24 protein-coding genes are annotated in these 24,611 nt (G+C 69.6%); 11 read left to right on the top strand and 13 right to left on the bottom strand.

The window, feature by feature from the left end:
* Window position 1: 1 nt before the first annotated feature.
* A complete protein-coding gene (locus ACQI46_RS04380) occupies window positions 2-184 on the bottom strand; it encodes a hypothetical protein (protein WP_427092691.1) in 183 nt (60 codons plus the stop codon).
* A gap of 66 nt (window positions 185-250) precedes the next feature.
* Window positions 251-1,231 (bottom strand): YihY/virulence factor BrkB family protein, encoded by a 981-nt coding sequence (locus ACQI46_RS04375; RefSeq protein WP_427092690.1) that lies wholly within the window; start codon window positions 1,229-1,231, stop codon window positions 251-253.
* Window positions 1,232-1,377: 146 nt separating this feature from the next.
* Here ACQI46_RS04375 and ACQI46_RS04370 point away from each other — a divergent pair, with 146 nt between their 5' ends.
* On the top strand, window positions 1,378-3,582 hold the full coding sequence (locus ACQI46_RS04370; RefSeq protein ID WP_427092689.1) for an MMPL family transporter: 2,205 nt from the start codon (window positions 1,378-1,380) through the stop codon (window positions 3,580-3,582).
* A 3-nt stretch (window positions 3,583-3,585) separates the two neighbouring features.
* Here ACQI46_RS04370 and ACQI46_RS04365 read toward each other — a convergent pair whose 3' ends face one another.
* Genes ACQI46_RS04365 through ACQI46_RS04355 form a run of 3 tightly spaced genes read right to left on the bottom strand, consistent with a single transcriptional unit; the run spans window position 3,586 to window position 6,733 of the window.
* The gene (locus ACQI46_RS04365) at window positions 3,586-4,830 is read right to left on the bottom strand and encodes a YihY/virulence factor BrkB family protein (protein ID WP_427092688.1); all 1,245 of its coding nucleotides are present in this window, start codon (window positions 4,828-4,830) and stop codon (window positions 3,586-3,588) included.
* A 46-nt stretch (window positions 4,831-4,876) separates the two neighbouring features.
* Window positions 4,877-5,608, bottom strand: a complete 732-nt coding sequence (locus ACQI46_RS04360) for a ZIP family metal transporter (protein ID WP_427092687.1) — start codon at window positions 5,606-5,608, stop codon at window positions 4,877-4,879.
* A 39-nt stretch (window positions 5,609-5,647) separates the two neighbouring features.
* Entirely contained in the window at window positions 5,648-6,733 is a 1,086-nt protein-coding gene (locus tag ACQI46_RS04355) for a spore photoproduct lyase family protein (protein WP_427092686.1), read from the bottom strand.
* Between the two features lie 99 nt (window positions 6,734-6,832).
* Between ACQI46_RS04355 and ACQI46_RS04350 the strand changes: the two genes are divergently transcribed.
* Both ACQI46_RS04350 and ACQI46_RS04345 read left to right on the top strand, forming a co-directional pair.
* Window positions 6,833-7,258: a phage holin family protein gene (locus ACQI46_RS04350; protein WP_427092685.1), complete on the top strand. Its 426-nt coding sequence runs from the start codon at window positions 6,833-6,835 to the stop codon at window positions 7,256-7,258.
* A complete protein-coding gene (locus ACQI46_RS04345; RefSeq protein WP_427092684.1) occupies window positions 7,245-7,535 on the top strand; it encodes a DUF3618 domain-containing protein in 291 nt (96 codons plus the stop codon). The genes ACQI46_RS04350 and ACQI46_RS04345 overlap by 14 nt, the downstream gene beginning before the upstream one ends.
* A gap of 91 nt (window positions 7,536-7,626) precedes the next feature.
* Here the strand turns inward: ACQI46_RS04345 and ACQI46_RS04340 are convergent, their stop codons facing one another.
* Window positions 7,627-7,761, bottom strand: coding sequence for a hypothetical protein (locus ACQI46_RS04340; RefSeq protein WP_427092683.1), 135 nt, complete (start codon window positions 7,759-7,761; stop codon window positions 7,627-7,629).
* A gap of 60 nt (window positions 7,762-7,821) precedes the next feature.
* Entirely contained in the window at window positions 7,822-10,335 is a 2,514-nt protein-coding gene (locus ACQI46_RS04335) for a DEAD/DEAH box helicase (RefSeq protein WP_427092682.1), read from the bottom strand.
* A 92-nt stretch (window positions 10,336-10,427) separates the two neighbouring features.
* Here ACQI46_RS04335 and ACQI46_RS04330 point away from each other — a divergent pair, with 92 nt between their 5' ends.
* Window positions 10,428-11,444, top strand: coding sequence for an NAD-dependent epimerase/dehydratase family protein (locus ACQI46_RS04330; protein WP_427092809.1), 1,017 nt, complete (start codon window positions 10,428-10,430; stop codon window positions 11,442-11,444).
* On the opposite strand, the gene ACQI46_RS04325 is transcribed toward ACQI46_RS04330, so the two are convergent.
* The 3 genes from ACQI46_RS04325 to ACQI46_RS04315 form a co-directional block, all read right to left on the bottom strand.
* Window positions 11,400-11,987: a helix-turn-helix domain-containing protein gene (locus ACQI46_RS04325; RefSeq protein ID WP_427092681.1), complete on the bottom strand. Its 588-nt coding sequence runs from the start codon at window positions 11,985-11,987 to the stop codon at window positions 11,400-11,402. The genes ACQI46_RS04330 and ACQI46_RS04325 overlap by 45 nt on opposite strands.
* Before the next feature lie 18 nt (window positions 11,988-12,005).
* The gene (locus ACQI46_RS04320; protein WP_427092680.1) at window positions 12,006-12,845 is read right to left on the bottom strand and encodes an SDR family oxidoreductase; all 840 of its coding nucleotides are present in this window, start codon (window positions 12,843-12,845) and stop codon (window positions 12,006-12,008) included.
* An 81-nt stretch (window positions 12,846-12,926) separates the two neighbouring features.
* Window positions 12,927-13,202, bottom strand: coding sequence for a hypothetical protein (locus ACQI46_RS04315; RefSeq protein WP_427092679.1), 276 nt, complete (start codon window positions 13,200-13,202; stop codon window positions 12,927-12,929).
* Window positions 13,203-13,386: 184 nt separating this feature from the next.
* Between ACQI46_RS04315 and ACQI46_RS04310 the strand changes: the two genes are divergently transcribed.
* From ACQI46_RS04310 to ACQI46_RS04300, 3 genes are read left to right on the top strand one after another with little or no spacing between them, the layout of a single operon-like run.
* Window positions 13,387-14,346: a helix-turn-helix domain-containing protein gene (locus tag ACQI46_RS04310; protein WP_427092678.1), complete on the top strand. Its 960-nt coding sequence runs from the start codon at window positions 13,387-13,389 to the stop codon at window positions 14,344-14,346.
* Window positions 14,347-14,374: 28 nt separating this feature from the next.
* Entirely contained in the window at window positions 14,375-15,178 is an 804-nt protein-coding gene (locus ACQI46_RS04305; protein WP_427092677.1) for a DUF5718 family protein, read from the top strand.
* Window positions 15,179-15,221: 43 nt separating this feature from the next.
* Window positions 15,222-16,244: an NAD-dependent epimerase/dehydratase family protein gene (locus ACQI46_RS04300; RefSeq protein WP_427092676.1), complete on the top strand. Its 1,023-nt coding sequence runs from the start codon at window positions 15,222-15,224 to the stop codon at window positions 16,242-16,244.
* Window positions 16,245-16,322: 78 nt separating this feature from the next.
* Here the strand turns inward: ACQI46_RS04300 and ACQI46_RS04295 are convergent, their stop codons facing one another.
* Window positions 16,323-16,976, bottom strand: coding sequence for a TetR/AcrR family transcriptional regulator (locus tag ACQI46_RS04295; RefSeq protein WP_427092675.1), 654 nt, complete (start codon window positions 16,974-16,976; stop codon window positions 16,323-16,325).
* A gap of 345 nt (window positions 16,977-17,321) precedes the next feature.
* Here ACQI46_RS04295 and ACQI46_RS04290 point away from each other — a divergent pair, with 345 nt between their 5' ends.
* The gene (locus tag ACQI46_RS04290) at window positions 17,322-18,830 is read left to right on the top strand and encodes an alpha/beta hydrolase (protein ID WP_427092674.1); all 1,509 of its coding nucleotides are present in this window, start codon (window positions 17,322-17,324) and stop codon (window positions 18,828-18,830) included.
* Here the strand turns inward: ACQI46_RS04290 and ACQI46_RS04285 are convergent.
* Complete coding sequence (locus ACQI46_RS04285) at window positions 18,758-19,648, bottom strand: LysR substrate-binding domain-containing protein (protein WP_427092673.1); 891 nt, start codon at window positions 19,646-19,648, stop codon at window positions 18,758-18,760. The two genes, ACQI46_RS04290 and ACQI46_RS04285, sit on opposite strands and share 73 nt — an antisense overlap.
* 73 nt (window positions 19,649-19,721) lie before the next feature.
* Between ACQI46_RS04285 and pcaD the strand changes: the two genes are divergently transcribed.
* From pcaD to ACQI46_RS04270, 3 genes are read left to right on the top strand one after another with little or no spacing between them, the layout of a single operon-like run.
* A complete protein-coding gene (pcaD, locus tag ACQI46_RS04280) occupies window positions 19,722-20,504 on the top strand; it encodes a 3-oxoadipate enol-lactonase (protein WP_427092672.1) in 783 nt (260 codons plus the stop codon).
* On the top strand, window positions 20,501-21,304 hold the full coding sequence (locus ACQI46_RS04275) for a CoA transferase subunit A (protein WP_427092671.1): 804 nt from the start codon (window positions 20,501-20,503) through the stop codon (window positions 21,302-21,304). The genes pcaD and ACQI46_RS04275 overlap by 4 nt, the downstream gene beginning before the upstream one ends.
* On the top strand, window positions 21,301-21,987 hold the full coding sequence (locus ACQI46_RS04270) for a 3-oxoacid CoA-transferase subunit B (RefSeq protein WP_427092670.1): 687 nt from the start codon (window positions 21,301-21,303) through the stop codon (window positions 21,985-21,987). Before ACQI46_RS04275 ends, ACQI46_RS04270 begins: the two co-directional genes overlap by 4 nt.
* On the opposite strand, the gene ACQI46_RS04265 is transcribed toward ACQI46_RS04270, so the two are convergent.
* Window positions 21,933-24,572, bottom strand: a complete 2,640-nt coding sequence (locus ACQI46_RS04265) for a LuxR C-terminal-related transcriptional regulator (protein WP_427092669.1) — start codon at window positions 24,570-24,572, stop codon at window positions 21,933-21,935. The two genes, ACQI46_RS04270 and ACQI46_RS04265, sit on opposite strands and share 55 nt — an antisense overlap.
* Between the last annotated feature and the right edge of the window lie 39 nt (window positions 24,573-24,611).

Genomic DNA, 24,611 nt, shown 5'->3' with positions numbered 1-24,611 from the left:
GTCACCCCACGACGGAGGCTGGGCTGTGCGCGAGGTCGCGTCGTCGTGCCAGCAGCACCCCGGCGCCGACCGCGCCGGCCGCGGTCAGCACGGTGGGCCAGAACAACATCTGGGCCAGCGCGACGCGACGCTGGATCTTCAGCCCCTTGCGGGTCAGGGAACGAGCTCGACCTGTGACGCTCACGGAAGTGGGCTCCTTTCAACGGAATACACCGGCGGTACCCGGGTTCTCCGGCCAGCAAACGCGACCTCAACGGGGACCGGTGTCGGGGTCGTCGTCGGAGTCGTCGAAACTCACGTCCACCTGCTGGAAGCTCTTGGCGCGCTGGGCTTCTGCCTGCCCGGCATAGGCCTTGCGGTCGGCGTCGGTGAGCTCGACGTTGTCGGTGAACGGCGTCAACAGCGCGCGCGGATGCAGCCGGTCGACGCGAACCACGTTGATCTCGGCGCACACCATCAGCGCCGTCGACACCAGGTACAGGAAGGCCAGCATGCCGAGCACGATCGCGAACACACTGTTGGTGACGCTGGCCGACGCGACCACCCGGGCCACGTACGCCGCGCCGAACCACTGCAGCATCTGCCAGACCACCGCGGCCAGCACCGCGCCGGGCAGCACCTGCGCCACCGTCAGCGAACGCACCGTGGTGACCCGGAACGCGACGATGCACACCACCGTGTTCAGGGTGATCGACGCGGCGACCACCGCGGCGGTGCCCAGCACCCCGAGCCCGGACCAGTTGCGGCCCAACGCCGTGAGCATCGTCGTCCCGATCAGCGACGAGCCCAGCGCCATCAGCAGCAGCAGGCTGTGCAGGCGGGCGCGCAGCGGGTCGCGGCGCACGAACCGCGGAACCGACCACACGCTGTCCATCGCGTTCTGCAACGCCTGCCCGACCCCCAGCCCGCCGTACAGTGCGCCGACGATGCCGATGACCACCGCGGTGGTGCCGCCGCTGAGCGCCTCGGGCTGGTTGAGCTGGTCGCCGAGCAACGGGAACTGGCTCAGAGCCGAGTCGAGGATGCTGGCCCGCCACTCGGGCCGGTTCCACAACACCACGCCCAGCAGCGTGGTCAGCAGAAGCAGCAGCGGGAACAGCGACACGAACGCGTAGTAGGTGATCAGCGCGGCGAGGTAATTGGCCTGGTCGTCGACGTACTTGTAGATCACCGCGATGACGAACCCGGCCGCGCGACTGCGCTGCTGCAGCCGGTCCAGCCACTTCAGCATCGCGACCTCCACCCACACGGCCCAGCGCCGCTGCGCTGGGATACCCGCTGTCCAGCGCCGTCACGCCGACCGGCGGCCTGAGGTTTCGACGGTCTCCGCGGGGTGAATCAGCCCGGCAACTCGTGTTCCGAAAGGCTGGTGCGGCGATGTCGGCAGTGCTCTACAGGATCGGGCGGTTCGCGTTCGGTCACCGACTGCTCACGCTCGCGGTGTGGGTGCTGGTGCTGTTCGCCGCCGGGGCCTCGACGCTGCTGGCCAAGCCGTACCAGATGGACTTCTCCCTGCCGGGCACCGAGACCGAGCGCGCGGCCGCGATGCTGGAGGAGCACTTCCCCGGCCAGGGCGACGCCGACCAGATGGCCGCGGCCAAGGTGGTGGTGCAGGCGCCCCCGGGGGAACGGCTGGACAGCCCGGCGTCCACCGCGGCGATGGACGCGCTGGTCGCGCAGCTGCGCGAGCTCGACCACCTCGCGGCGCCGCAGGCCGTCGTCAACCCGGTCACCGCGCCGCCGATGGCGGCCCAGGTCAATCCCGACCGCACGATCGCGTACCTCGACGTGCCGTTCGACCAGGCGTTCACCGACATCGGCGCCGAGACGGTGGACGCGTTCAGCCAGGCACTGCAGGTCGGCCGGGACGGCGGACTGACCGTGGAGGCCACCGGCACACTGTTCAACGGTCAGCCGCCGCAGCAGGGTCTCAGCGAGGCCATGGGTTTCGGTGTCGCGCTGATCGTGATGATCATCGCGTTCGCTTCGGTGGTCGCCGCGACGGTGCCGATCATCACCGCGATCGTCGGGGTGGGCACGTCGGTCGCACTGATCACGGGTGCGACCGCGTTCGTCAACATGGACACCTCCGCGCTGCTGATCGCGTCGATGATCGGCATCGCGGTGTCGATCGACTACTCGTTGTTCATCATGTCGCGCTACCGAAGCGCGCTCGATGACACCGACGACCGCGCCCACGCCGTCGGCATGGCGGTCGGCACCGCCGGGTCGTCGGTGGTGTTCGCGGGGCTGACCGTGGTGATCGCGCTGGTCGCGCTGCGGGTGGTCAACATTCCGTTCCTGTCGGTGATGGGCTACACCGCCGCGGTCACCGTCGTGATCGCCGTGCTGGTGGCGACGACGCTGCTGCCCGCGCTGCTGGGCTGGTTCGGCGGCCGGGTGTTCGCCGTGCGGGTGCCGGGTCTGCATCCCACCGCCGGGGACAACGACACGTCCCGCGGGGCCCGGTGGGCGAAGCTGGTCGTCGCTCACCCGGTCGCGATTCTCGTCGGCGCGGTCGTCGCGCTCGGGGTGGTCGCGCTGCCGGTCACCAAGCTCGAACTCGGGATGGACTTCACGCCGGCCGATCAGAAGCGTGCCGTCGAGCTGATCGGTGAGGGCTTCGGCGAAGGCGTGCTGGGTCCGCTGGTGGTGGTCGTCGACGCCGCCGACGCCTCCGATCCGGCCGCGGCGTACCGCGAGCTGGCCGGCGCCATCGGAGAGCAGGACGACGTCGCGCTCGTCACTCCGCCCCAACCCAACGCCGACGGCTCCGGTGCGCTGATCACGGTGATCCCGCAGAGCGGCCCGACCAGTGTGGCGACGCAGGACCTGGTGCACCAGATCCGGGACCTGGAGGCCGGGTTCACCGAGCGCACGGGCATCGAGTTCGGGGTCACCGGCCAGACCGCGGTGTTGGCCGACCTGTCCGAAGCCCTGCTGAAGTCGCTGTTGCCGTACCTGGCGGTGATCGTGGGCCTGGCCTACCTGGTGCTGATGGTGGTGTTCCGCTCGCTGCTGGTGCCGCTGACCGCGACGCTCGGCTTCCTGCTCTCGATCGGCGCGACCTTCGGCGCCACCGTCGCGGTGTTCCAGCTGGGGTGGTTCGGCATCGTCGACGATCCGGGACCGATCATCAGCTTCCTGCCGGTGTTCCTGATCGGCATCGTGTTCGGCTTGGCGATGGATTACCAGGTGTTCCTGGTGACTCGCATGCGCGAGGCGTACATCCACGGCCCGCAGACCCGGGAGGGTGCGCTGGACGCGGTCCGGGTGGGGTTCCGGCACGGCGCCCGAGTGGTGACCGCGGCCGCGGTGATCATGATCTCGGTGTTCGCGGCGTTCATGCTGTCACCGGAAACCGTGGCCAAGTCGGTCGGCTTTGCGATGGCCGCGGCGGTGCTGTTCGACGCGTTCCTGGTCCGGATGACGGCGATCCCGGCGTTGATGGCGCTGCTCGGTGAGCGGGCGTGGTACCTGCCGAACTGGCTGGACCGCATCCTGCCCGACGTCGACATCGAGGGTCGGCAGATCGAGCAGGTCGCCCACAGCGACTCCGAAACGGTCGGCGCCAGGCGGTGACGGTCAGCCGCGGCGCCCGCGGGACCGCCGCAGCAGCCGGCCGCGCGCGCGGTCCTTGCGGCCCTGTTCTTTGACCTTGTCGATCGCGGTGGTGTCGCGCAGCGGCAGCTGGAGCGTCTCCTCGGCCGGTATGCCGGCCTGCAACTGGCGTCCCCGCTCGAGTTCGGCATCGATCTCCGCGCCGAACAGCAACGCCAGGTTGGTGATCCAGATCCACAGCAGGAACACGATGACACCGGCCAACGCGCCGAACGTGCGGTCGTAGCTGCCGAAGTTCGCGACGTAGAAGCCGAACCCCAGCGACGCGACCACCCACGTCACGATCGCCACGGCCGCCCCGACACTGATCCACCGGAACTTGGGTTGCTTCACGTTGGGGCTGACCCGGTAGAGCATCGCGACACCGAGCACGACCAGGATCAGCACCACCGGCCACCGCGCGATGTTCCACACGGTCAGCCCCGTCGAGCCCAGGCCGATGTAGCCGCCGATCGCCTCGGCCACCGGTCCGCTGACCGCGAGCAGGAACGCGACGGCTGCGACGATGACCAGCCCGGCGAAGGTGATCAGGAGCTGCTGCACACGCAGCTTGACCGCGGGCCGGCCCTCCTCGACCTCGTAGATGCGGTTCATCGCACGGCCGAACGCGCCGACGAACCCGGAAGCTGACCACAGGGCGCCCAGAATGCCGATGATCAACGTCAGCCCGGCTGCGGGCTGGTTGACGATCTGCTCGATCGGCTGGCGCAGGGTGTCGACGGCCGCGCCGGGACTGACGTCGTCGACGATCTGCAGGATCGCGTCCACGGTGCGCTGATCCTGACCGACCACACCGAGCAGCGAGATCACCACGACGAGCGCGGGAAACAGCGACAACACCGTGTAGTACGTCAGCGCAGCCGCCAGATCCATGCACTGGTCGCGGCTGAACTCGCCGACGGTCCGGCGCAGCACGAAGACGGTCGAGGGGCGGGTCAGGTCGGTCGGGGACTGCGGCTTGACCGGGTCGTCCGGCGGCGGCACGGAATCGTTCTTGTCATTCGGATCAGCCGGCTCGTCAGGCTCGATGCGCCCGTCGTCACGGGCCGGCGACGTCGGCGACGTCGGAGGCAACTGTGCTGGTGCGCTGCGGGAGCGGTTGGATTTCGTCAGCGCGCCGGTGGCGAGCCCGGCCAGGAAAGCGCCGATCAGGGCGCCGGGCCGGCGACGTCGGGGCGGGGGGAGCGCGGAAGCCGTCTGGTACTGCATGTCGCGTTGATGCCCCGCGGCACGCGCGGCGAAACCGTCGGGCCGCTCAGCCGGCGAGCACGAAGGACAGGAAGAAGCCGGCGGCAGTGGCGAACGCGTTGAGCGGGCGCCCGTGCTCGAACGCCTCCGGCATCAACGTGTCGGCCAGCGAGGCCAAGACTGCTCCGCCGGCGAAGGACAACGCCAACGCGAGCACCGGATCGCTCATGTCGGCGGCGACCGTCCGGCCGACCACGACCGCCACCGCCAGCAACGCCGCGCAAACGGTCCAGGTCAACATCACGGTGGCGGGCTTGGTGCCCGACTCGCGCATGGACACCGCCCCGACCAGGGACTCGGGCATGTTGGAGAAGAAGATCGCGACGAGCAGCGACAGCGACGCCCCGCCGACCAGAGATACGCCGAGGGCCATGTTCTCCGGTACGCCGTCGAGGGTCACGGCTGCGAGCAGGGCCAGCCCGACTCCGCCCCGGGACCCGGCGGAGGTCACCTCCCGCTCGTCCGGACTGGCCGAGCCGGCGACGTAGCGGTCCAGCAGGCTGTCGGTGATGACGAACGTCGCCGCGCCGGCGATCAGGCCCAGGCCCGAGCGCAGCGCCCCGCCCATGTGATAGGCGTCCTCGAAGAGCTCGAACGCCAACGCCGAGATCAGCGCGCCGCTGGCGAAGGCCAGCAGGATTCCGGTGAGCCACCGAGGTGGACTCCACCGCGCGCCGATGGCGCTGCCGATCAACAACGAACTCGAGGCCGCGGCGCCGAACAGAACAGCAGTCAGCACCCCACTTCGATGCCCGCTGGCAAAGGCGACGAAACTCCTTCAGAACGCGTATCGGATGCGGCAGTCCGGGAGGGTCTCGGCGATGAGGTCGCTGAGCTGCGCCACCCAGCGGCCTTTCCACGACGTCTTGTAGCGGACGTTCCACTGGCCGCTCTGGCTGCGCTTGACCTGCTGCAGATCCGGCCGCCACAGCAACTGTTCGCCGGTCGGGTGCCAGCCGAGGTTGACCTCGTGCAGTGCCTCGTTGTGGGTCAGGAAGATGATCTCGGCCGCCAGCTGACGCCTGGTGCGCGCGGTGGTGCCGTCGGCGATCTGCTGCAGGAGCTCGGCCCAGTCGGCCAGCCAGGTCTCGTGCACCACGACCGGGCTGAAGTTCAGGTGCACCTCGTAGCCGGCCTCGACGAAGTCGTCGAGCGCGGCGATGCGGTCGCTGATCTTCGAGGTACGGACGTCGACGACGCGGGACGTCGGTTCGGGCATCAGGCTGAAGCGCACGCGGGTGCCGCCGCGCGGCTCGTAGTCGAGCAGCGCCGGGTTGACGAGCTTGGTCGCGAAGCTGGCTTTGGCATTGGGCAGGCGGGCGAACAGCGCGACGAGGTCGGCGACGTTGTCACTGACCATCGCGTCGGCCGAGCAGTCGCTGTTCTCCCCGATGTCATAGACCCACGCGGTCGGGTCGCACTGGTTCGGTTCGGGTTTGACGCCTTGGCGCGCGGCGTGGCGTTCCAGGTATCCGGTGATGCGTTCGATGTTCGCGAAGACGGTGATGGGGTTCGCGTAGCCCTTGCGCCGTGGCACGTAGCAGTACGAGCACGCCATCGCGCAGCCGTTGGCCGTCGACGGCGCGATCCAGTCGCTGGAGCGTTCGTTGCGGCGCGCGGACAGGCTCTTCTTCTCGCCGAGCACCAGCACCTCGCGCTTGATCCGCACCCAGTCCTCGACGTTGCCGGCATTGCCGTACAGCCCCGGAATCGCCTGGTGGGACGGCACTTCGATCCGCTCGGCGTCGGGGAACCGCGCGAGCACCTGAGCGCCGCGGCCGAACCGGTCGATGCCCGGCTCGTGGTAGATCCGCTTGATGTCGAGGAGCCGGTCGGCCAGAGCGGTCGGGGTCCGGCGGGTCATGGGGAGTCAACGAGTGGCTCCGTTGGTCGGTTCCGTGGTTTGTCCCAGACCACAACGGGCATCCGACGCGGGTAGACCTGCCGATCAGGAGGCAACGACATGGCGAATGACATGGCGAATCCGACGGCCGACCACAGGGCCGAACCCAGTGTCGGGGAGTTGATGACCCAGCTGTCCGCACAGACGTCGCGCCTGGTCCGCGACGAGATGAAGTTGGCGCAGAAAGAACTGCAGCAGTCGATCAAGCACGCGGGCGTCGGCGCCGGACTCATCGGCGCGGCCGGATTGCTGGCGGTGTTGGGCCTGGCCACGCTGATCGCGGCGGCGGTCGCGGCGTTGTCGCTGGTGCTGCCGGTGTGGGCGGCCGCGGTGATCGTCGCCGCCGTGCTGTTCGTCGCGGCGGGCATCGCCGCGCTGGTGAGCAAGAAGCAGGTGGAGCAGGTGCCGCCGCCGGCCGCCGAGTCCGTGGAGTCCGTCAAGCGTGACGTCACCGAGATCAAGGAGGCCCGCCATGGCCGACGCTGACCAGCGGCCCGAGCCGGGCCCGGACGCGGGCGTCGACGAGATCCAGGCCGACATCGAGCGCACCCGCGAGGAGCTCTCCGACACCGTGAGCGCGCTGTCGGACAAGCTCGACGTCAAAGGCCGCGCCCAGCAGAAGGTCTCCGACACCAAAGAGGCCGTCGCGCAACGGGGCCACGACGCGGTGGTCACCGCCAAGGCCAAACCCGCCATCCCGGTGGGCGCGGTCGTCGCGGCGGTGGCTGCGATCGCCGTGGTGATCTGGCTGCGCCGCCGCTGACCCCAATTCCCGCCGAACTTGCATTCCACGCGCGTCAACCTGCGGTTTGACGCGCGTGGAATGCAATTTCGGCGGTGGTCTGCGGGCGCGATCAGTCCTCGGGTTCGGTGAGTTCCGGGGCCAGCTCGCGGGTGGCCATGCCGCCGTCGCGGCCGTGATCCTCCGGCCCGGGACGGCCGCCCTGCGGCTCTTCGGTCTTCGCGTCGTCGTCTTTCTTGTCGGCCATCGCCACTCCTTCGGTCCCGACCTGGTGGGGTCGTGGCTGGATACCCCGAGCGGGCCCGCGTCAGTCCATCCGGCCGGCGTCGACCATCCGGACCACCGCGACCCCCGCCTCATCGGAGGCCGCGAGGTCGACCTCCACCTCGAAGCCCCAGTCGTGGTCACCGGCCGGGTCGTCCAGGATCTGGCGCACCCGCCACACGTGGTCGCCGCGGTCGAAGATCAGCAGCGCGGGCCCGCGGGCGTCCGGGCCGGTCCCGACGTCGGCATGCTCGGCGAAGTACTCCGCACCCACGTCGTGCCAGCGCTGGGCCGACCAGCCCGCGTCGCCGTCCAGCTCGCCGAGCTCCTCCCACCGCTGCCGGGCGAACAACTCGACCCGGCGGAACAGCGCATTGCGGACCATCGCGGTGAACGCGCGCTCGTTGCCGGTCAGCGGTCGCGGCCGGGTCGGCACGGTGACCGCCGCGACCTCCGGTTGCGGACTGGTCAGCTGTTCCCACTCGTCGAGCAGGCTGGAGTCCACCTGGCGCACCAGTTCGCCGAGCCACTCGACGATGTCGGCCAACTCCTCGGTGCGGGCGGCGGCAGGCACTCCTGAGCGCAACGCCTTGACCGCATCCGACAGATAGCGCAGCACCGCCCCCTCGGAGCGGGTCAACCCGTACAGGCTCACGTACTCCTGGAAAGTGCTTGCCCTCTCCCACATCTCACGCACCACCGACTTCGGTGCCGGGTGCGTGTCACCGGCCCACGGGTTGCTGCGGCGGTACACGTCGAAGGCCTGCTCGAGCAGCTCGGCCAACGGCTGCGGATAGGTGATGTCGTCGAGCAATGCGATGCGTTCGTCGTACTCGATGCCCTCGGCCTTCATCTCGGCCACCGCCTCCCCGCGCGCCTTCTTCAGCTGCGCGGCCAGGATCTGACGCGGGTCCTCCAGCGTCGACTCGATCACCGACACCACGTCGAGCGCATAGCTCTCCGACGAGGGATCCAGCAGCTCGATCGCGGCCAACGCGAACGTCGAAAGGGGTTGGTACAGAGCGAAATCCGGCGGAAGGTCGACGGTCAGCCGATAGGCCCGGCCCGTCGGCCCGTCGACGCGTTCCATCACCCCGGCCTGCAGGAGCGAACGGGCGATGCCCACCGCCTCGCGGATGAGCGCCAATTGGCGCTTGCGGGGTTCATGGTTGTCGGTCAGCAAGCGGCGCATCGCGATGCAGGGGTCACCGTTTGCTTCGTCAGCCCTGGCCACCACATCCAGGATCATCGCCGTCGACACCCGCATTCTGCTGTTCAGCGGCTCCGGCGTGGCGTCCACCAGTTTGGTCATGGTGGCCTCACCCCACGGCACCATGCCTTCGGGGGCCTTGCGCCGCACCAGTTTCCGGCGCTTCTTCGGGTCGTCGGCGACTTTGGCGAACTGCTTGAGGTTCTCCACCTCGTGGTCGGGCGCTTGCACGACCACGGTGCCCGCGGTGTCGAAACCGGCCCGACCCGCTCGGCCGGCGATCTGATGGAACTCGCGTGCGTTGAGCAGCCGCATCCGGGTGCCGTCGTACTTCGACAGGGCCGAGAACACCACGGTGCGGATCGGCACGTTGATGCCGACCCCGAGGGTGTCGGTGCCGCAGATGACCTTGAGCAGACCGGCCTGCGCGAGCTGCTCGACCAGGCGCCGATATTTGGGCAGCATGCCGGCATGGTGCACGCCGATGCCGTGACGGACCAACCGCGACAACGTGTTTCCGAACGCCGACGAGAACCGGAAGTCGCCGATCGTGTCGCGGATCGCGGCCTTGTCCTCCTTGCTGCTGACGTTGACGCTCATCAGCGCCTGCGCGCGTTCCAGTGCAGCGGCCTGGGTGAAGTGCACGACGTAGATCGGAGCCTGCCCGGTGTCGAGCAGATCGCCGATGGTCTCGTGCATCGGGGTGGTGGCGTAGGAGTAGAACAGCGGGACCGGCCGCACCGCGTTGGCCACCAGCGTCGTGGGACGGCCGGTACGCCGGGTCAGGTCCGCGCGCAGTGTCGTGACGTCGCCGAGAGTGGCTGACATCAAAAGGAACTGGGCGCGCGGCAGTTCGAGCAGCGGGACCTGCCATGCCCACCCCCGGTCCGGGTCGCCGTAGAAGTGGAACTCGTCCATCACGACCGTCGCCTCGGCGGTGGTGTCTTCGGCCCCGCGCAGCGCGATGTTGGCCAGCACCTCGGCGGTGCAGGTGATCACGGGGGCGTCGGCGTTGACCGCCGCATCGCCGGTCAGCATCCCGACGTTGTCTGCGCCGAACACGGCGCACAGCGCGAAGAACTTCTCGCTCACCAGCGCCTTGATCGGGGCGGTGTAGTAGCTTCGCCGACCCGCGGCCAGCGCGGCGTAGATGGCGCCGGTGGCGACCAGGGACTTGCCGGAGCCGGTCGGCGTCGCCAGCACCACATGCGAGCCGCTGAGCAGTTCGATCAGCGCTTCTTCCTGCGCCGGATACAGCGTGGTGCCCTGTGCGGCAGCCCAGTCGCTGTAGGTGGCGAACAGTGCGTCCGGGTCGTCGGCCAGGCCGGTCGGCACGCTCAGGTCCACCCGACCCACTAAACCACCGACCGGTCGGCGACTTGTTCCGATGCCAATGGCATCGTAATGTGGGCGCCTCGGAACAGAAGGAGGCGACGGTCGTGCGCATCGCGGTCACCGGCGGCACCGGCTATCTGGGCGCGCATACCGTGCGGGCACTGCTCGAAGCCGGCCATGACGTCAAGTTGTTGGCCCTGCCCCACGAAACGGACAGCCGCGTGGTCACCGAGCTGGGCGCGCTGGGTCGTGTCGACGTCCTCGTCGGCGACGTGCGCGGCGAAGCGACCGTGACAGAGTTGCTGCGCGACGTCGACGCGGTCTTGCACGCGGCCGGCGTCGTCGGCACCAGTGAGCGCCAGGCCGCCCTGATGTGGCAGATCAACGCCCACGCCACCGAAGCGATCCTGACCCGCGCCGTCGAGGCGGGCCTGGACCCCGTGGTCTCGGTCAGCAGCTACAGCGCGCTGTTCCCGCCGCCGGACGGCGTGATCTCCGCCGACAGCCCGACCGCGCCCGGGCGCAGCGCGTACGCCAAGACCAAGGGCTACGCCGACCGTGTGGCCCGCCGCCTGCAGGATGCCGGTGCGCCGGTGGTGGTGACCTACCCGTCCAGCGTCGTCGGGCCGCCGTTCCACACCGTCGTCGGCGTCACCGAACGCGGCTGGGCGCCGATCCTGCGCGCCGGCGTGGCACCGAGCGTGCGCGGCGGCATGCAGATGGTCGACGTGCGCGACGTCGCCGACGTGCACGCCCGGCTGATGCAGCCGGGCCGCGGCCCGCACCGCTACGTCTGCGGCGGCCACCTGCTGACGTTCGACGAGATGATCGACGCGCTCGAGCGCGGTCTGGGACGGCGGGTGCGACGGGTGCGGATCGCACCGGGCGCCCTGCGCACCTTCGGCCGGTTCGCCGACGCCGCCGGCCGCTTCCTGCCGCTGACCGACGGCCTGAGCTACGAGGCGGCGTGGTTGCTCACCTCGGCGACCCCGACCGACGACAAGATCACCACCACCGACCTCGGCATCACCTGGCGGGATCCGCGCGACACCATCGTCGAGTCGGTCCGTTTTCAGCTAGCTCACGGCAGTGGTGAGCAGCTGGGTGATCTTCGCGCGTAACTGCTCGGCCTCTCCGGTTTCGTCGGCGATGGTCGCCGAGAACAGTGCCGCGCCCGCCGCCATCGTCAGCAGCGCCCGCGCCTCGAGCGCGGCACGTCGACGCTGTGCGTCGGTCGTCGCCTCGACATGGGTGACGTAGAGATCCACGGCGGGACCGCTGAAGGTGGCCCACAGCGCTGTGCGCAACTCGCTGCTCTCGGCCAGGGCCAGCATCAGCCCGGGCACCGCGGCACGCACGTCCGGCCGGTCGAACAGTTCGTGGCTGCCGCGGACCACCCACTCGATCCAGCCGCGCACGTCGGTACCCGAGAACGGGCCCATGTCCGGGGATTCGCCGAGGATCGCATGTAACACCAACTCCGCCTTCGACTTCCATCGGCGGCTGAGGCTGGCCCGGCCCACACCGGCGCGGGTGGCGACCAACCGCAGACTCAGCTCGTCCCACCCGACCTCCAGCAGCAACTCGCGGGTGAGCGTCAACACCCGCTCGTCGATCGACGAATCGCGCGGCCGACCGGGGGAGCGCCGGCCGGCGGAGGTCATGTGCGGGCTCCCACCGGTCTAGGGGCGCAGGAAGCGGCGCAGGTAGCCCACCAGCTGCCGGGCCGGGACCGGCCGCGGCCAGTCGTCGGGGCGGAAATACGCATCGGTGCCGCCGTCGACGAAAACAAGGCTGCCGCACAGGAATTCGGCGGCATCGGAGAGCATGAAGCACACCCACTCGGCCAGCTGGTCGGCATCTCCGAAGCCTCCGACGGGAACCGGGAAGCGGCGGACGGCCTTGCTCTGCTGAGGATCGGCCAGTTGCTGTTCCAGGAGCGGCGTCAGGATGGCGCCCGGTGCCAGCGCGTTGAGCCGGATGCCCGCGCCCGCCCAGTCGGATCGGACGGCGTGACGTCGCACCCATCGTGTGAGCGCGATCTTCGACGCCGCGTACATCATCGCCGGGCGTGCGGGTCCGTAGAGGCGCACCGCCCGTTCGGCTCGTGCGACGTCACCGGCGAGGAGCGCGCGCACCGCACGCGCCGGTACCAGCGGGGTGGTGGACGTCGAGTTGCTGGAGATCACCACGACCTTGGCGTTGCCCGCGGCGGCCAGGGCCGGTTGCCACCGCTGCAGCAGCTCCACGGATCCGAGGTAGTTGACCGCTCCGATCCGCCCGACGTTCGGGCCGGGGTTCGGTCCGATTCCGGCGGCCAGCACGGCACCGTCGAGGCGACCTTCAGCCGCGGTGAGCACCCGCAGCGATGCCTCGCGTCGTCCGCTGTCGGTGGACAGGTCGGCAACGACGTCGGCCTCTTTGATGTCGACGCTGATCACGCGGTGGCCGGCGGCCCGTAGCCGTTCCGCCGTCGCCGCGCCCATGCCCGATGCCGCGCCGGTGACGGCGTAGGTGCCCATGGAACGTACCTCCCGGAGTCGTGTGCGCACGCAGCAGCGGCGCTCGCCTCAGCCTAGTTCCGACGCCAGTGGCACCGGAAGTCAGTCGGCGTCGGCCTCGGCAGCGAGGTCGTCGGTGTCGACGAACTCCAGCCCGCCGTCGTCGAGGGCGACCGCCCAGCGGCGGCTGGGATCGACGATGCGCGTCTCGCCGACTTCGACCGGGTACCCCGCGTCGGCCCCGAAGTCCTCGACGATCACGCCCCGTTTCTCGTCCGGGGTGTCTGGTCGCACGCGAACCCGCTGGTCGATCGAGAATTCGGCGCTCAGCCCACTGTCGGGGTCGGCTGCGTCGCCTCCGTCGGTGTTGTCGTCCACACCATAGGTATACAAGACCGCTCGGTGAACTTTGCTGTTGTCCGCGCCCGAAAAGCCGACTTCTGTGCTGTCGCGTCCTCATATACCGCGCGTCAAAATTAGCCGAGCAAACTCCCCAGCAGGCATAATCGACGGCGAAGATCAAGAGTGTCCGTGCCGCGGCCGGAATTTCAGGAGGGTGGTCATGGCCGAAACCGTCCTCGTCGACGCCGATGACGTCGGAGCGGCCGAAGCGGCGCTGAGCACCTTCTACTCGTCGATGCGCCTGATGAAGGCACCCGAGAACGCGCCGTCGCGCACCCGGGTCTTCCGCCGCCAGATCGGTCCCTTGACGATCGACGACGCCGAGTTCACTTTCCGGTTGGCCGCCGACATGGACCCGATCGACGCGGTGATGATCTGCCGGGTGCGTTCCGGGGTGCTCGGCGGGCACCTGCCCGGCCACGACCTCGAATTGCACGGCGCCGGTTCGGTGATCGCCTTCGGCGGCCGGGCCGGGCAACGCATCGCCGGCCACATCGACCGGGCGCGCTACGACGTCGTCATGATCGACCGTGCGCTGCTGTCGGAGGTGTCGGCCCAGGGAACCGAATGCGACGGCGAACCGGTCGCGTTGCTGTCGATGTCACCCGTATCGGCAGAGGCCAACCGGCATCTGGCCGACACGTTGTCCCACGTGCGGATCGGTGTCGGCTCCAATCCGTACGCACTCGAGCAACCACTGGTCACCGGCCCGCTGGCGCGCTATGTCGCCGGCTGCGTGCTGGCCGCGTTCCCGAACACCGCCACCGCCACCGACGACCAGGACATCCGCGACACCGGTCAGGAGTTGCTGGAGCGGGCCATCGCATTCGTCGACGATCATCCCGACACCGACGTCTCCGTGGCCGACATCGCCGCCGCCGCGCGCGTCGCACCGTCGGCCGTGCATGCCATGTTCACCAAGCACCTCAACTGCACGCCGATGGACTACGTGCGCCGGGTCCGGCTGTATCACGCGCACCGCGACCTGGAGCGCAGCGATCCGGGGAAAACCACGGTCGCCGAGGTCGCGGCACGGTGGGGCTTTGGCGTGCTCGAGGCTTTCGAGGTGTCCTACCGCGGCCGGTACGGCGTCGACCCGATTCACACCCTGATCGCCTGACTTCCGCGCTCGACTACCCTGGCTGACTGTGATCGAAATCGCCCTCAGCGAGATGACCGACTGGTTCGGGTTCGGTGTCGCCGGCAACTTCGCCGGGCACCTCGAGCAGGCCGGGGAGGCCGCCGATTTCGTCAACGTGACCAGTCAGGGGGAAGCGCCGAAGGGCATCTTTCCGTGGTACGCCCCGGGCTCGGACACGTTCCTCGGCGAGTTCCCGCTGTCCAACGATGCGATCGTGCTCCCACCCGCGGAGGATTCCGGTCCGCTGAACCTGCAGATCGAGCCCGAGGTCGGACTGGCCTGCGAGGTGGTGTGGGACGGCGACACCGTCGTGACGCTCAAGCCGTTCGCGCTCGGCGCGTTCAACGACTGCTCGATCCGGCGCCCGGGTGCCCCCAAGATCAGTCACAAGAAGAACTGGGGACCGTCCTCGAAGGGTGTGTCGGCGGAATTCTTCGACGTCAGCGATCTGACCCCGGACGGGCCGACCGCGACCATGCGGTTGGTGTGCCACCTGCTCAGTGACGGCGAGGAGCATGAGTACGGCGTCGACAGCCCGCTCATCGGCTACTCGTACTACGGCGAGGTGCTGCTCGACTGGATCGTCGAGCGGTTGGCCAACCAGAAGGGCTCACCGGACACCCCGCTCGAAGATGTCGGCGCGTTGATGGTGGCCGCCGGCCATCCCCGCAACGTGCTCATCGGGATCGGCGCCACCCGCTACACCGAGGTGGGTGCGTCCACCTTCCTCAAGCCCGGCGACCGGGCCGTGGTGCGCGTCTACGACACCGCCTCGGAGTCCGCGGCCGAACTCAACCAGCTGGTCCGCTGAACCGTCGGCATTACCGTAGCAATCTCCGTTACCATCCCTCGACATGGCAGGCGATGAGGACGTGACGGTCTCGGGGCAGCGCGCACTGGTGCTGGGCGCCAGCGGCAACGTCGGGGCGTGCGTCACGCGCCATCTGGCCGCCGGCGGCGCCGACGTCCGCGTCCTGCTGCGGAAGACCAGTTCCACCAAGGGAATCGACGACATCGATGTCGAACGCTGCTACGGAGACCCGTTCGACCCCGCGACGGTCGCCGCGGCGATGGCCGACCGCGACGTCGTCTACTACTGCATCGTCGACACCCGCGCCGAACTGCGCGATCCCGCCCCGCTGTTCGCCACCAACGTCGAGGGCCTGCGGACCGTGCTCGAGGCCGCCGTCAAGGCCGACCTGCACCGCTTCGTCTTCCTCAGCACCATCGGCACGATCGCCGTCGGCGAGAACGGCGAGACGGTCGACGAGGACACCGCTTTCAATTGGGCAGACCGGGCCGGCAACTACATCGCGTCGCGGCGCGCCGCCGAGGATCTGGCGTTGTCGTACGCCACCGACCGCCGTGTGCCGGTCGTCGTGTGCAACGTCTCCAACCCCTACGGCCCGCCGGATTGGCAGCCGCGCCAGGGTGTGTTCGTGCAGATGGCCGCGCTGGGCAAGCTGCCGTTCTATGTCCGCGGGGTGGGTTCGGAGGTCGTCGGTATCGACGACGCGGCCGACGCGATGCTGCGGGCGGCGGTGCGTGGGCGGGTGGGCGAGCGCTACATCATCTCCGAGCGGTTCATGACCCATCGCGAGCTGCTCACCACTGCCGCGGAGGCCGTGGGGGCCCGGGCGCCGCGGTTCGGCGTCCCGATGGCGGTGGTGCGCGGTGTGGCTTGGGTGTCCGAGATCGCGGGATCGATTCTGCGCAAAGACATCCCGATGAGCCGCCAGAGCGCCTTCCTGCTGGAGTTCACCTCGCCGGCCAGCCACGCCAAGGCCACCCACGAACTGGGGTGGCGGCCCGCTCCGACCGAGCACTCGATCGCCCGCGCGGCGGAGAACTACGTGCAGCGCGCCCGAGCCACCTGACCTCATCCCCGCCGAAACCGCAATCCGCGCGCGTCTCTGGCGAATTCAGCACGGCGAACGCGATGTCGGCGGAGTCAGCTAGGGGAACACCGGGCGCGGCTGCGGTGGGTCGGCGAGAATGGCCGGTAGGACGAAGGTCTGCAGATAACGCCGGGCCGTTTCCGGCGCATCACTGCCCGGGATGATGCCCAACAGCATCGTCAGTGCCGTGGTGATCAGGAACTGCCCCACATCGCGCGGACGTAATCCGGGGCGCAGCTGCGCCGCGGCCGCGTCGTCGTGCAGGACCGAGACGAGCTGCTGTACCAACTCGGGCAGGGCCGGATCGCCGGCCACCAGATGTGCGACGGTGCCCTCCTCGCTGTACTCCGACAGTGTCTGCAGCAGCGGGTCATGAATGAGTTCGGTGGCAACGATGACCAGGCTTTCGACCAGCATGTCGGCGAACGCGGCGTGGTCCGGTAGCCGGGCGAGTATCTCGGCCTGGGCGCGGCGGGTCCTGCGGTGCACCGAAGCTTCCAGCAGGTGCCGGCGGGTGGGGAAGTGTCGGTAGACCGCGGCGCGCGAGTACCCGGCTTCGCGGGCGATCACCTCCATCGTGGAAGCCGCGTAGCCACGCTGCAGTATCGAACGCTCCGCAGCGTCCATCAGCGCCGTCCGGGCCTGCTCTGCAGTGTTCCCACCGCCCGGCGGACGCCCGCGGCGTCGAGCGGCCGGTTGGCGTGCGGGCATCGCGCTCCTCTGTCGCGGGTTCGGAGGCCCAAGTATGCCGCAGCGGAACCTTGTGCTCGATGCCGGCGACCGCTATAAAGAGACATCCAATCCTAAATGTCTATTTTAGGTGTCGGCGCGGAGGGGATTCTCATGGCGCGTGGCGTGGCGGTTCTCGTCGGGGCGGGCGTTCTCGCTGCGTCGCTGTCGGGCTTGACGGTCGGGTTGGCTCCCTGTGCCGCAGCGGATTCCGAAGGGGCTTCGAGTGTGTCGGCCGACCGTGGTCAGCCGCGCGCCCGCGCCGAGAACCGCGCTGCGCAGCGCGAACAACGGCGGACCGCTCGCACCGAACGGGAGCAACCCTGAGTGCGCGCGGCGGAGACGGACGACGATCCGCCCGCCGGTGAACTCGTCACCGACCTCGCTGAGGCACTTCCCGAGGCCCGCCGCTCGGTGGCCGTGTCGGTCGAACCGGAGAAGACCGAAAAACCTGACCGGACCGCCGAAAAGCCCGCTGCGGCAACGGACGACGAACCAGCCGAACCGACCGCCGAATCATCCGCCATCGACGTGCCCGCCGGCGCAGCAACGGCTCGGACGACCACGGCCACCGACCGAGCGCCGCGGCGCGCCCGCGCGGAGGCGGCAGCCGAAACCACGACCGCGGTGGCCGCACTGCGGATGACACCGCAGTCCGAGCCGCGCAAACCGGCCACGCTGCTCAACGTCGTCGGCTCCATCGTGCTCAACCTGGTTGGGGGACTGGTCCGGCTGATCGACGGTCCGCCCATGTTGCCCGCCAACAGCACTGTGACGGTACGGACATCGTCGCTGAATCTGCCGATCGGTAAGGGCCGCACCGTCCAGGCGGACTGGTACTTCCCCGACACGGTCGACGACACCACGCGACTGGTCTACCTGCAACACGGGTTCCTGGCCAGCTCGCCGATGTACAGCTACACCGCGGCCGATCTCGCCGAGCGCACCAACAGCATCGTGGTCGCACCCTCGCTGTCGTCGAACTTCTTCGCCCCCGACGCCGCGTGGGTGGGCGGGTCGACCATGCATCGGGCGATGGCCGAACTGTTTGTCGGCGACCGCGCCGCGCTGACCGAAAGTGCCAGCACAGCAGCGGGTTACGACATCACCCTGCCGACCAAGTTCGTCATGGTCGGACACTCCGCGGGCGGCACGATGGTCACCAGCACGGCGGGCTTCATGGTCGACAACGGCGCAATCGACGACCTGGCCGGCATCGTGATGCTCGACGGCGTGGAACCGGCCAATTCCCGCCTGGTGTCCGAGGCACTGGCCAAACTCAGCGGCGATGCGCATGGGCCGCTCTACCTGATCTCATCGCAGCGTTACTTCTGGAGCCGCGGCGGCGACATGGCCGACAAGATGTCGCTGGCTCGGCCGCACGAGTTCACCGGCGTCGGGCTCGAGGGCGGGATGCACATCGACTACATGACCGGCGGCAACCTCCTGCTCCAGATCGCACAGTACGTTGTCGGCGGCTTCAGTCAGCCGCGAAATGTGCACGCCGCCGGCATGATCACCGCCGGTTGGGTCAACGACATGTTCGCCGGGACCACCGAGCACGGCGTCTATGGCGATGCCCACCAGCAGATCCCGGTGCAGACGCCCGCGGGCACCGCCATGGCCGTGGTCCTCCCGCTCGGTAACCCACCGCGTCCGGTCTGGCCGGTGTGGCTCGATGCGGTGCTGACCGCCGTGCTGGACTTCGTGGGCAACCACCTCGCGGTGTACGAACCGCTGCGGGGGTACGACGTGGAAGTCGGTTACCCCCTGGCCACCTCGGCGAGCAGCGCGAGCACCCGCGGCAGCGACGGGAGTGCGTTGGCCGTCGCGTGAGCGGCCAGCAGGTCCACGGTCAGCGACGCCGGGGACAAGGGCACATACCGCACACCGAGGATCTCCAATTCCGCGGTCGGCGCGGGCACGATCGCGACACCGAGGCCGGCGGCGACCAGGGTGACCAGCGTCGAGGTCTCCGCCACCTCGTGCCGGACCGTCGGCGCGAAACCGGCCTCACTGCACAAGCCGGCCACCACCGTGCTCATGGTCGAGCGTCCGTGACCGGCGTGCACGACGAACGGCTCGTCACGGAGGTCCTGGACGCGGACGTGACGACGACGGCCGAGCCGGTGACCGGCCGGGACCGCGACCAGCAGTCGGTCACGACGCACCGTGACCGTCGCGATGCCGGGCTGGTCGACCGGCGGACGCAGCAGCGCCAAGTCGATGTCGCCGGCCGCCAGCGCGGAAAGCTGTGCAGGGGCGAGCATCTCGCCGCGGACATTGACCTCGATACCAGGGAGCGCCTCACCCAGTGCCCGCACCAGCCGCGGCAGCAGCGAGTAGGTGGCTGATCCGACGCAGCCGATGGTCAGTTGCCCTTCCACACCGTCGGAGATCCGGCGGGCCTCCCGACCGGCCGCCTCCACGTCGTCGAGGATCTTGACCGCTCGCCGCAGATACGCCTGCCCGGCGCCGGTCAGCTCGACCGTGCGTGTGGTCCGGATCAGCAGCTGGGCGCCGAGTTCGCGTTCGAGCTGGCGGATCTGCTGCGACAGCGGAGGCTGGGCGATGTGCAGACGGTCCGCGGCGCGCCCGAAGTGCAGCTCCTCGGCGACGGCGCGGAAGTAGCGCAGGTGACGAAGCTCCGGCATTGAAACTCCAAACATCTCAATACATTGAAAATAAGTACTTCACGATATCGGATACCGTCTCTAACCTTGAGTCATGTCTGACAAGTCCACCGCGATCCCGGTCCACGCGATCGACAGCGGCCGCCGGGACGGCCCGGTGGTGGTGCTGTCGAACTCGCTCGGGTCCACTCACCGGATGTGGGACGCGCAGGTTGCGGCCCTCGAGGAGCGGTTCCGGGTGATCCGCTACGACACTCGCGGACACGGCAACTCACCGGTTCCCGACGGTCCGTACACGATCGACGACCTGGCCGACGACCTGTTGGCTCTGCTGGATCGCTTCGAGGTGCCACGTGCGCACCTCATCGGGCTCTCGCTGGGAGGCATGACCGCGATGCAGCTTGCCGCCCGCGAACCGGCCCGCGTCGACCGGATGGCGTTGCTGTGCACCGCGACCCAGTTGCCTCCGGCCAGTGCGTGGCGACAGCGCGCCGCGACGGTGCGCACCGAGGGGACGGCCGCCGTGGCCGAATCGGTGGTGGCGCGCTGGTTCACCACCGCGTACCTGCAGCAGCACCCGGACGACAAGAGCCGCTACGAGCAGATGGTGGCCGCCACGCCCGCGGAAGGTTACGCCGCGTGCTGCGAGGCCATCGCCGAGCTCGACCTGCGCGAGGCGCTGCCGAACGTGAAAGCACCGACGCTCGCGATCGCCGGTGCCGACGACCCGGCCACGCCCGTGGCGAAGCTCGCCGAGATCGTCGACCTGATCCCCGATTCCCGGCTCCGCGTGATCGACCACGCCGCGCATCTGGCCAACGCCGAGCAACCCGTGCAGATCACCGAAGCCCTCATCACCCACCTGGAGCACTCATGACCTGCAACAAAGTGATCGACTCCGCGGCCGACGCGGTCGCCGACATCCCCTCGGGAGCGAGCCTCGCCGTCGGCGGGTTCGGTCTCGCCGGTATCCCGTGGTTCCTCATCGAAGCGCTGCTGGACCAGGGTGCCGACGATCTGACCATCGTCAGCAACAACTGCGGCGTCGACGGCGCCGGTCTGGGTCTACTGCTGGAGGCGCGGCGCATCACCCGCGTCGTCGCGTCCTACGTCGGCGACAACAAGGAGTTCGCCCGCCAGTACCTGGCCGGCGAACTGCACGTCGAACTGACCCCGCAGGGCACCCTGGCCGAACGGCTGCGCGCCGGCGGCAGCGGTATCGGCGCGTTCTTCACCCCGACCGGGGTCGGCACTCTGGTGGCCGAAGGCGGGCTGCCGTGGCGCTACCACTCCGACGGCACGGTCGCGGTCGCCTCACCGGCCAAGGAGGTCCGCACCTTCGGTGGCCGCGAGATGCTGCTCGAGGAGTCCATCGTCACCGACTTCGCCCTGGTCCGCGCCGCGGTGGCCGACCGCGCCGGCAACTGCGTCTTCCACGCCGCGGCCCGCAACTTCAACCCGCCGGCCGCGATGGCCGGCCGGATCACCGTGGTCGAGGCGGAGCGCGTGGTCGACGTCGGTGAGCTTCATCCCGACGAGGTGCACCTGCCGGGCGTCTTCGTCCAGCGGGTCGTCGAGCTGACACCTGAGCAGGCCGCCCGCAAGGGCATCGAGAAACGAACCACGCGGCCGCGAGTGCCGCACCGCGACGAGGCGATGCAGGAGGCGTTGACATGAGCTGGAGTCGACAGGAGATGGCCGCCCGCGCTGCGCTGGAGCTTCGCGCCGGCGACTACGTCAACCTCGGCATCGGGTTGCCGACGCTGATCCCGGACTTCCTTCCCGAGGGCTCGGGGGTGACGCTGCACGCCGAGAACGGCATCCTCGGCGTGGGACCGTTCCCGTACGACGACGAGGTCGACCCCGACCTGATCAATGCCGGCAAGCAGACGGTGTCGGTGGTGGCGGGGGCGTCGTACTTCGATTCGGCGACCAGCTTCGCGATGATCCGCGGCTGCCACATCGACGTCGCAGTTCTGGGCGGGATGCAGGTGGCGGTCAACGGAGACCTGGCCAACTGGATGGTCCCGGGCTCGATGGTCAAGGGAATGGGCGGTGCCATGGACCTCGTCAACGGGGCGCGCCGGGTGATCGTGTTGATGGACCATGTCGCCAAAGACGGCTCCCCGAAACTGGTTTCGCGGTGCGACCTGCCGTTGACCGGTAAGGGGGCGGTGAGCCGCGTCATCACCGACCTGGCGGTGCTCGACGTCGCCGGCACCGACTTCGCGGTCGTCGAACTCGCGCCGGGCGTGAACTACGACGACGTCGTCGCCGCCACCGGCGCGCCCGTCAGGGATCTCCGTCAGCGGCGCAGCGCGGCCAATTCCGATCGGGAGCGCACGCCGAGCTTGGCGTAGATCCGGGTCAGGTGGTACTGCACGGTCTTCTGCGACACGTACAGCTCGGCGGCCACCTCGCGGTTCGAAAGCCCTTGCGCCACCAGAGCGCTCACCGCCTCCTCCTGGGGGGTGAGCTCGGCGTCGTCGCTGCTCTCGCGTTGGGGGTTGAGGCCGCCGGCTTTGAGTTCGCGGTCGCAGCGCGCCACGTAGGTGGCCGCCCCCAGCGACAGATACAGTTCCCGCGCGACGCTGATCACCGCGTCGGCGGCGCGGCGCTTACCCGCCCGGCGCAGCGTCTGCCCGTAGGCGAAGTTGATGCGGGCGGTGTCGTAGCGCAGCGGCAGCCCGTCCAGTTTGTCCAACGCTTCGTCGAATGCCCTTCGCGCAGCGTTGATGTCGCCTTGCGCACCGAGGAGCCGGCCGCGCGCGTAGGCAAGACGCGCTGCCGCACTGCGGTGCCCACGCGCCTTCGCGCGCTGCTCGTGGGGTCGGAGGAACTTGTCGGCACCCTCGAGATCGCCGTCGAGCACCATCGCGTTGGCCAGCAGATCCGGCCACGGCCAGTAACCCGGCTCCTGCAGCGACGTGCCCGACGCCAGCGCCTGCAGCGGCGCCACAATCCGACGGACCGCGGGGTAATCAGCTTGCGCCTCGGCGATCTGGCCGCGCAGCAGCAGTGTCGGCACCCGCATCATCAAGTACTCACCGGGCGCCGAGGATGCCACGCGCAGCGCGGCTTCGGCGCCCGGCCAGTCGCCACGCAGCGCCGCGATCTGACCCGCGGTCCACTCGAGGAGCGGTGTGACCAAGACGATTCCGCTCTCCTCGGCCAGCCTGCGGCCGTGCGTGACGCTGACCAAGGCGTCGTCCCAGTCGCCGGCGACGAACTGGACCCGCGCCAGCCACGCGAAGGACCACAACGTGATCCGCGTCGAGCCACCCAGTGCCGCCGCGGCGACCGCACTCTCCAGGCTGGCGCGCGCGCCGTCGATGTCGTCGCGCACCAGCTGCACCCAGCCGCGACCCATCACCACCCGCTGGGCCTGCGCACCGTGCCGCACCCGTGCCGACAGATCGTCGTACGCCTCTGCCGCTTGTCGGGGATGCCCGGCGGCCAGCAGCCCGAGGCCCCGGATCGCGGCCGCCTCGATCGCGGCGGGGGAGTCCTCGTCCGCCAGGCCCAACGCGCGATCGGCCCAGTGCACCAGTTGTTCTCCCTCGCCACGGACCAGGGTGTGCAGCACGTGCCGCTGGGCGATGAACGCGGCGTCGGCCGGGTTGCGGTCGGTGTTGACGATGTCCCATGCCCGGGCCAGTCGCATCTCGGCTTCAGTGGCGCGGCCGCGCAGGATGGCCAGGTAGGCCAGGACCGCGTTGCGCAACGGGGTTTCCCGCAGGCTTTCGATGGCGGGCACATATGCGGCCGCGCCCAGGCAGTCACCGGCAGCCACCAGCGCGTCGACCGACCGGGTCAGGCGTGCGTCCCGGGCCAACGGGTCGGCGGTCAGTCGGCTCGCGTCGCGGAACAGCGTGGCGGCCCGAGCCCAGGCGCCATCGGCGCCGGATGCCCGCGCCAGCGCGTCGACCGCGTCGGCCAGCGACTCGTCGGGGACCGGGGTGGCCGCGACGTGGTGTCGCAGTCTCTGCGTCGGGTCGGCCACGACCTCGGCGGCGCGCCGGTGCATGGCGGCCACACCGTGTGGCCCGGTGACATCGAGCACCGCCGCGACCGTCAGGCTGTCGCGCAGCCGCGGCGTCGCGGTGTCGCCGGATGCGAGCAGTCCCGCACGCATCGCCGACTCCAGCGCCGCCAGCGGGTCGTCCAGTCCCGCCAGCGCAGCGGCCTCGGCCAGGGTGGCCTCCGCGCCGAGCACTCCGAGGGCCACACACAGTGCCCTCCCGTTCGGTCCGGCACGGTCGAGCGCGTCGGCGACCTGCCGGGTGACGCTGCGCGGAGCGGGCAGCTGGCCGTCATGTCGGCTCCAGACGTCCGGCGCGGCCTCATCGAGCAGTGCCAGGATGTGCCCGGGGTGACCGCCGGTGTGGTCGGTGAGCCGCTCGGCCATCGTGGGATGCAGGACGCGGCCGCGGGCGGAAGCCAACTCGACGACGTCGCTGCGCTGTAGGCCCTTCAGTCGCAGCGGTGCCCCCACGAGATCAGCCAGCGTTGCCGGGATTTCGCCGGAAACGCTGACGATGACAAGTGCCGGGATCCGACGATGGTGGCGCACCAGCGTCGAAAATGCTTGCAGGGATACAGGATCGGCCAGCTCTGCGTCCTCGACCACGAGCAACGTCGGCTGGTCGGCATCGAGCACCTGGGCCAGTTCCGCGGCGGCGGCCACCGGATCCGCTGCGGCGGCCCGCTGCAGCAGTTGTGATACCACCCCGCCGGCCAAGATGGTCTCCCACGCCGTGGCCGTCGCCCATCGCACGTTGTCGATCCGTGCGGCGAACTGACGCAACAGGCTTGTCTTGCCGAGGCCGGGGGCGCCCGTGAGCGCGACGACGTCGACTCCGTTGTGGCGGATCGTCACGAACCGGCGGGTGAGTTCGTCGATCTCGCGCACGCGACCCACGAACGGGACCGGCGCCGGGCTCACGCACCCATGGTACGAGGGCGGGCAATCTAGCCACGTCGC

This window comes from Mycobacterium sp. SMC-4 (genome assembly GCF_050205565.1).
Taxonomy (GTDB): Bacteria; Actinomycetota; Actinomycetes; order Mycobacteriales; family Mycobacteriaceae; genus Mycobacterium.
This window is presented reverse-complemented; position numbering and strand designations above follow the sequence as displayed.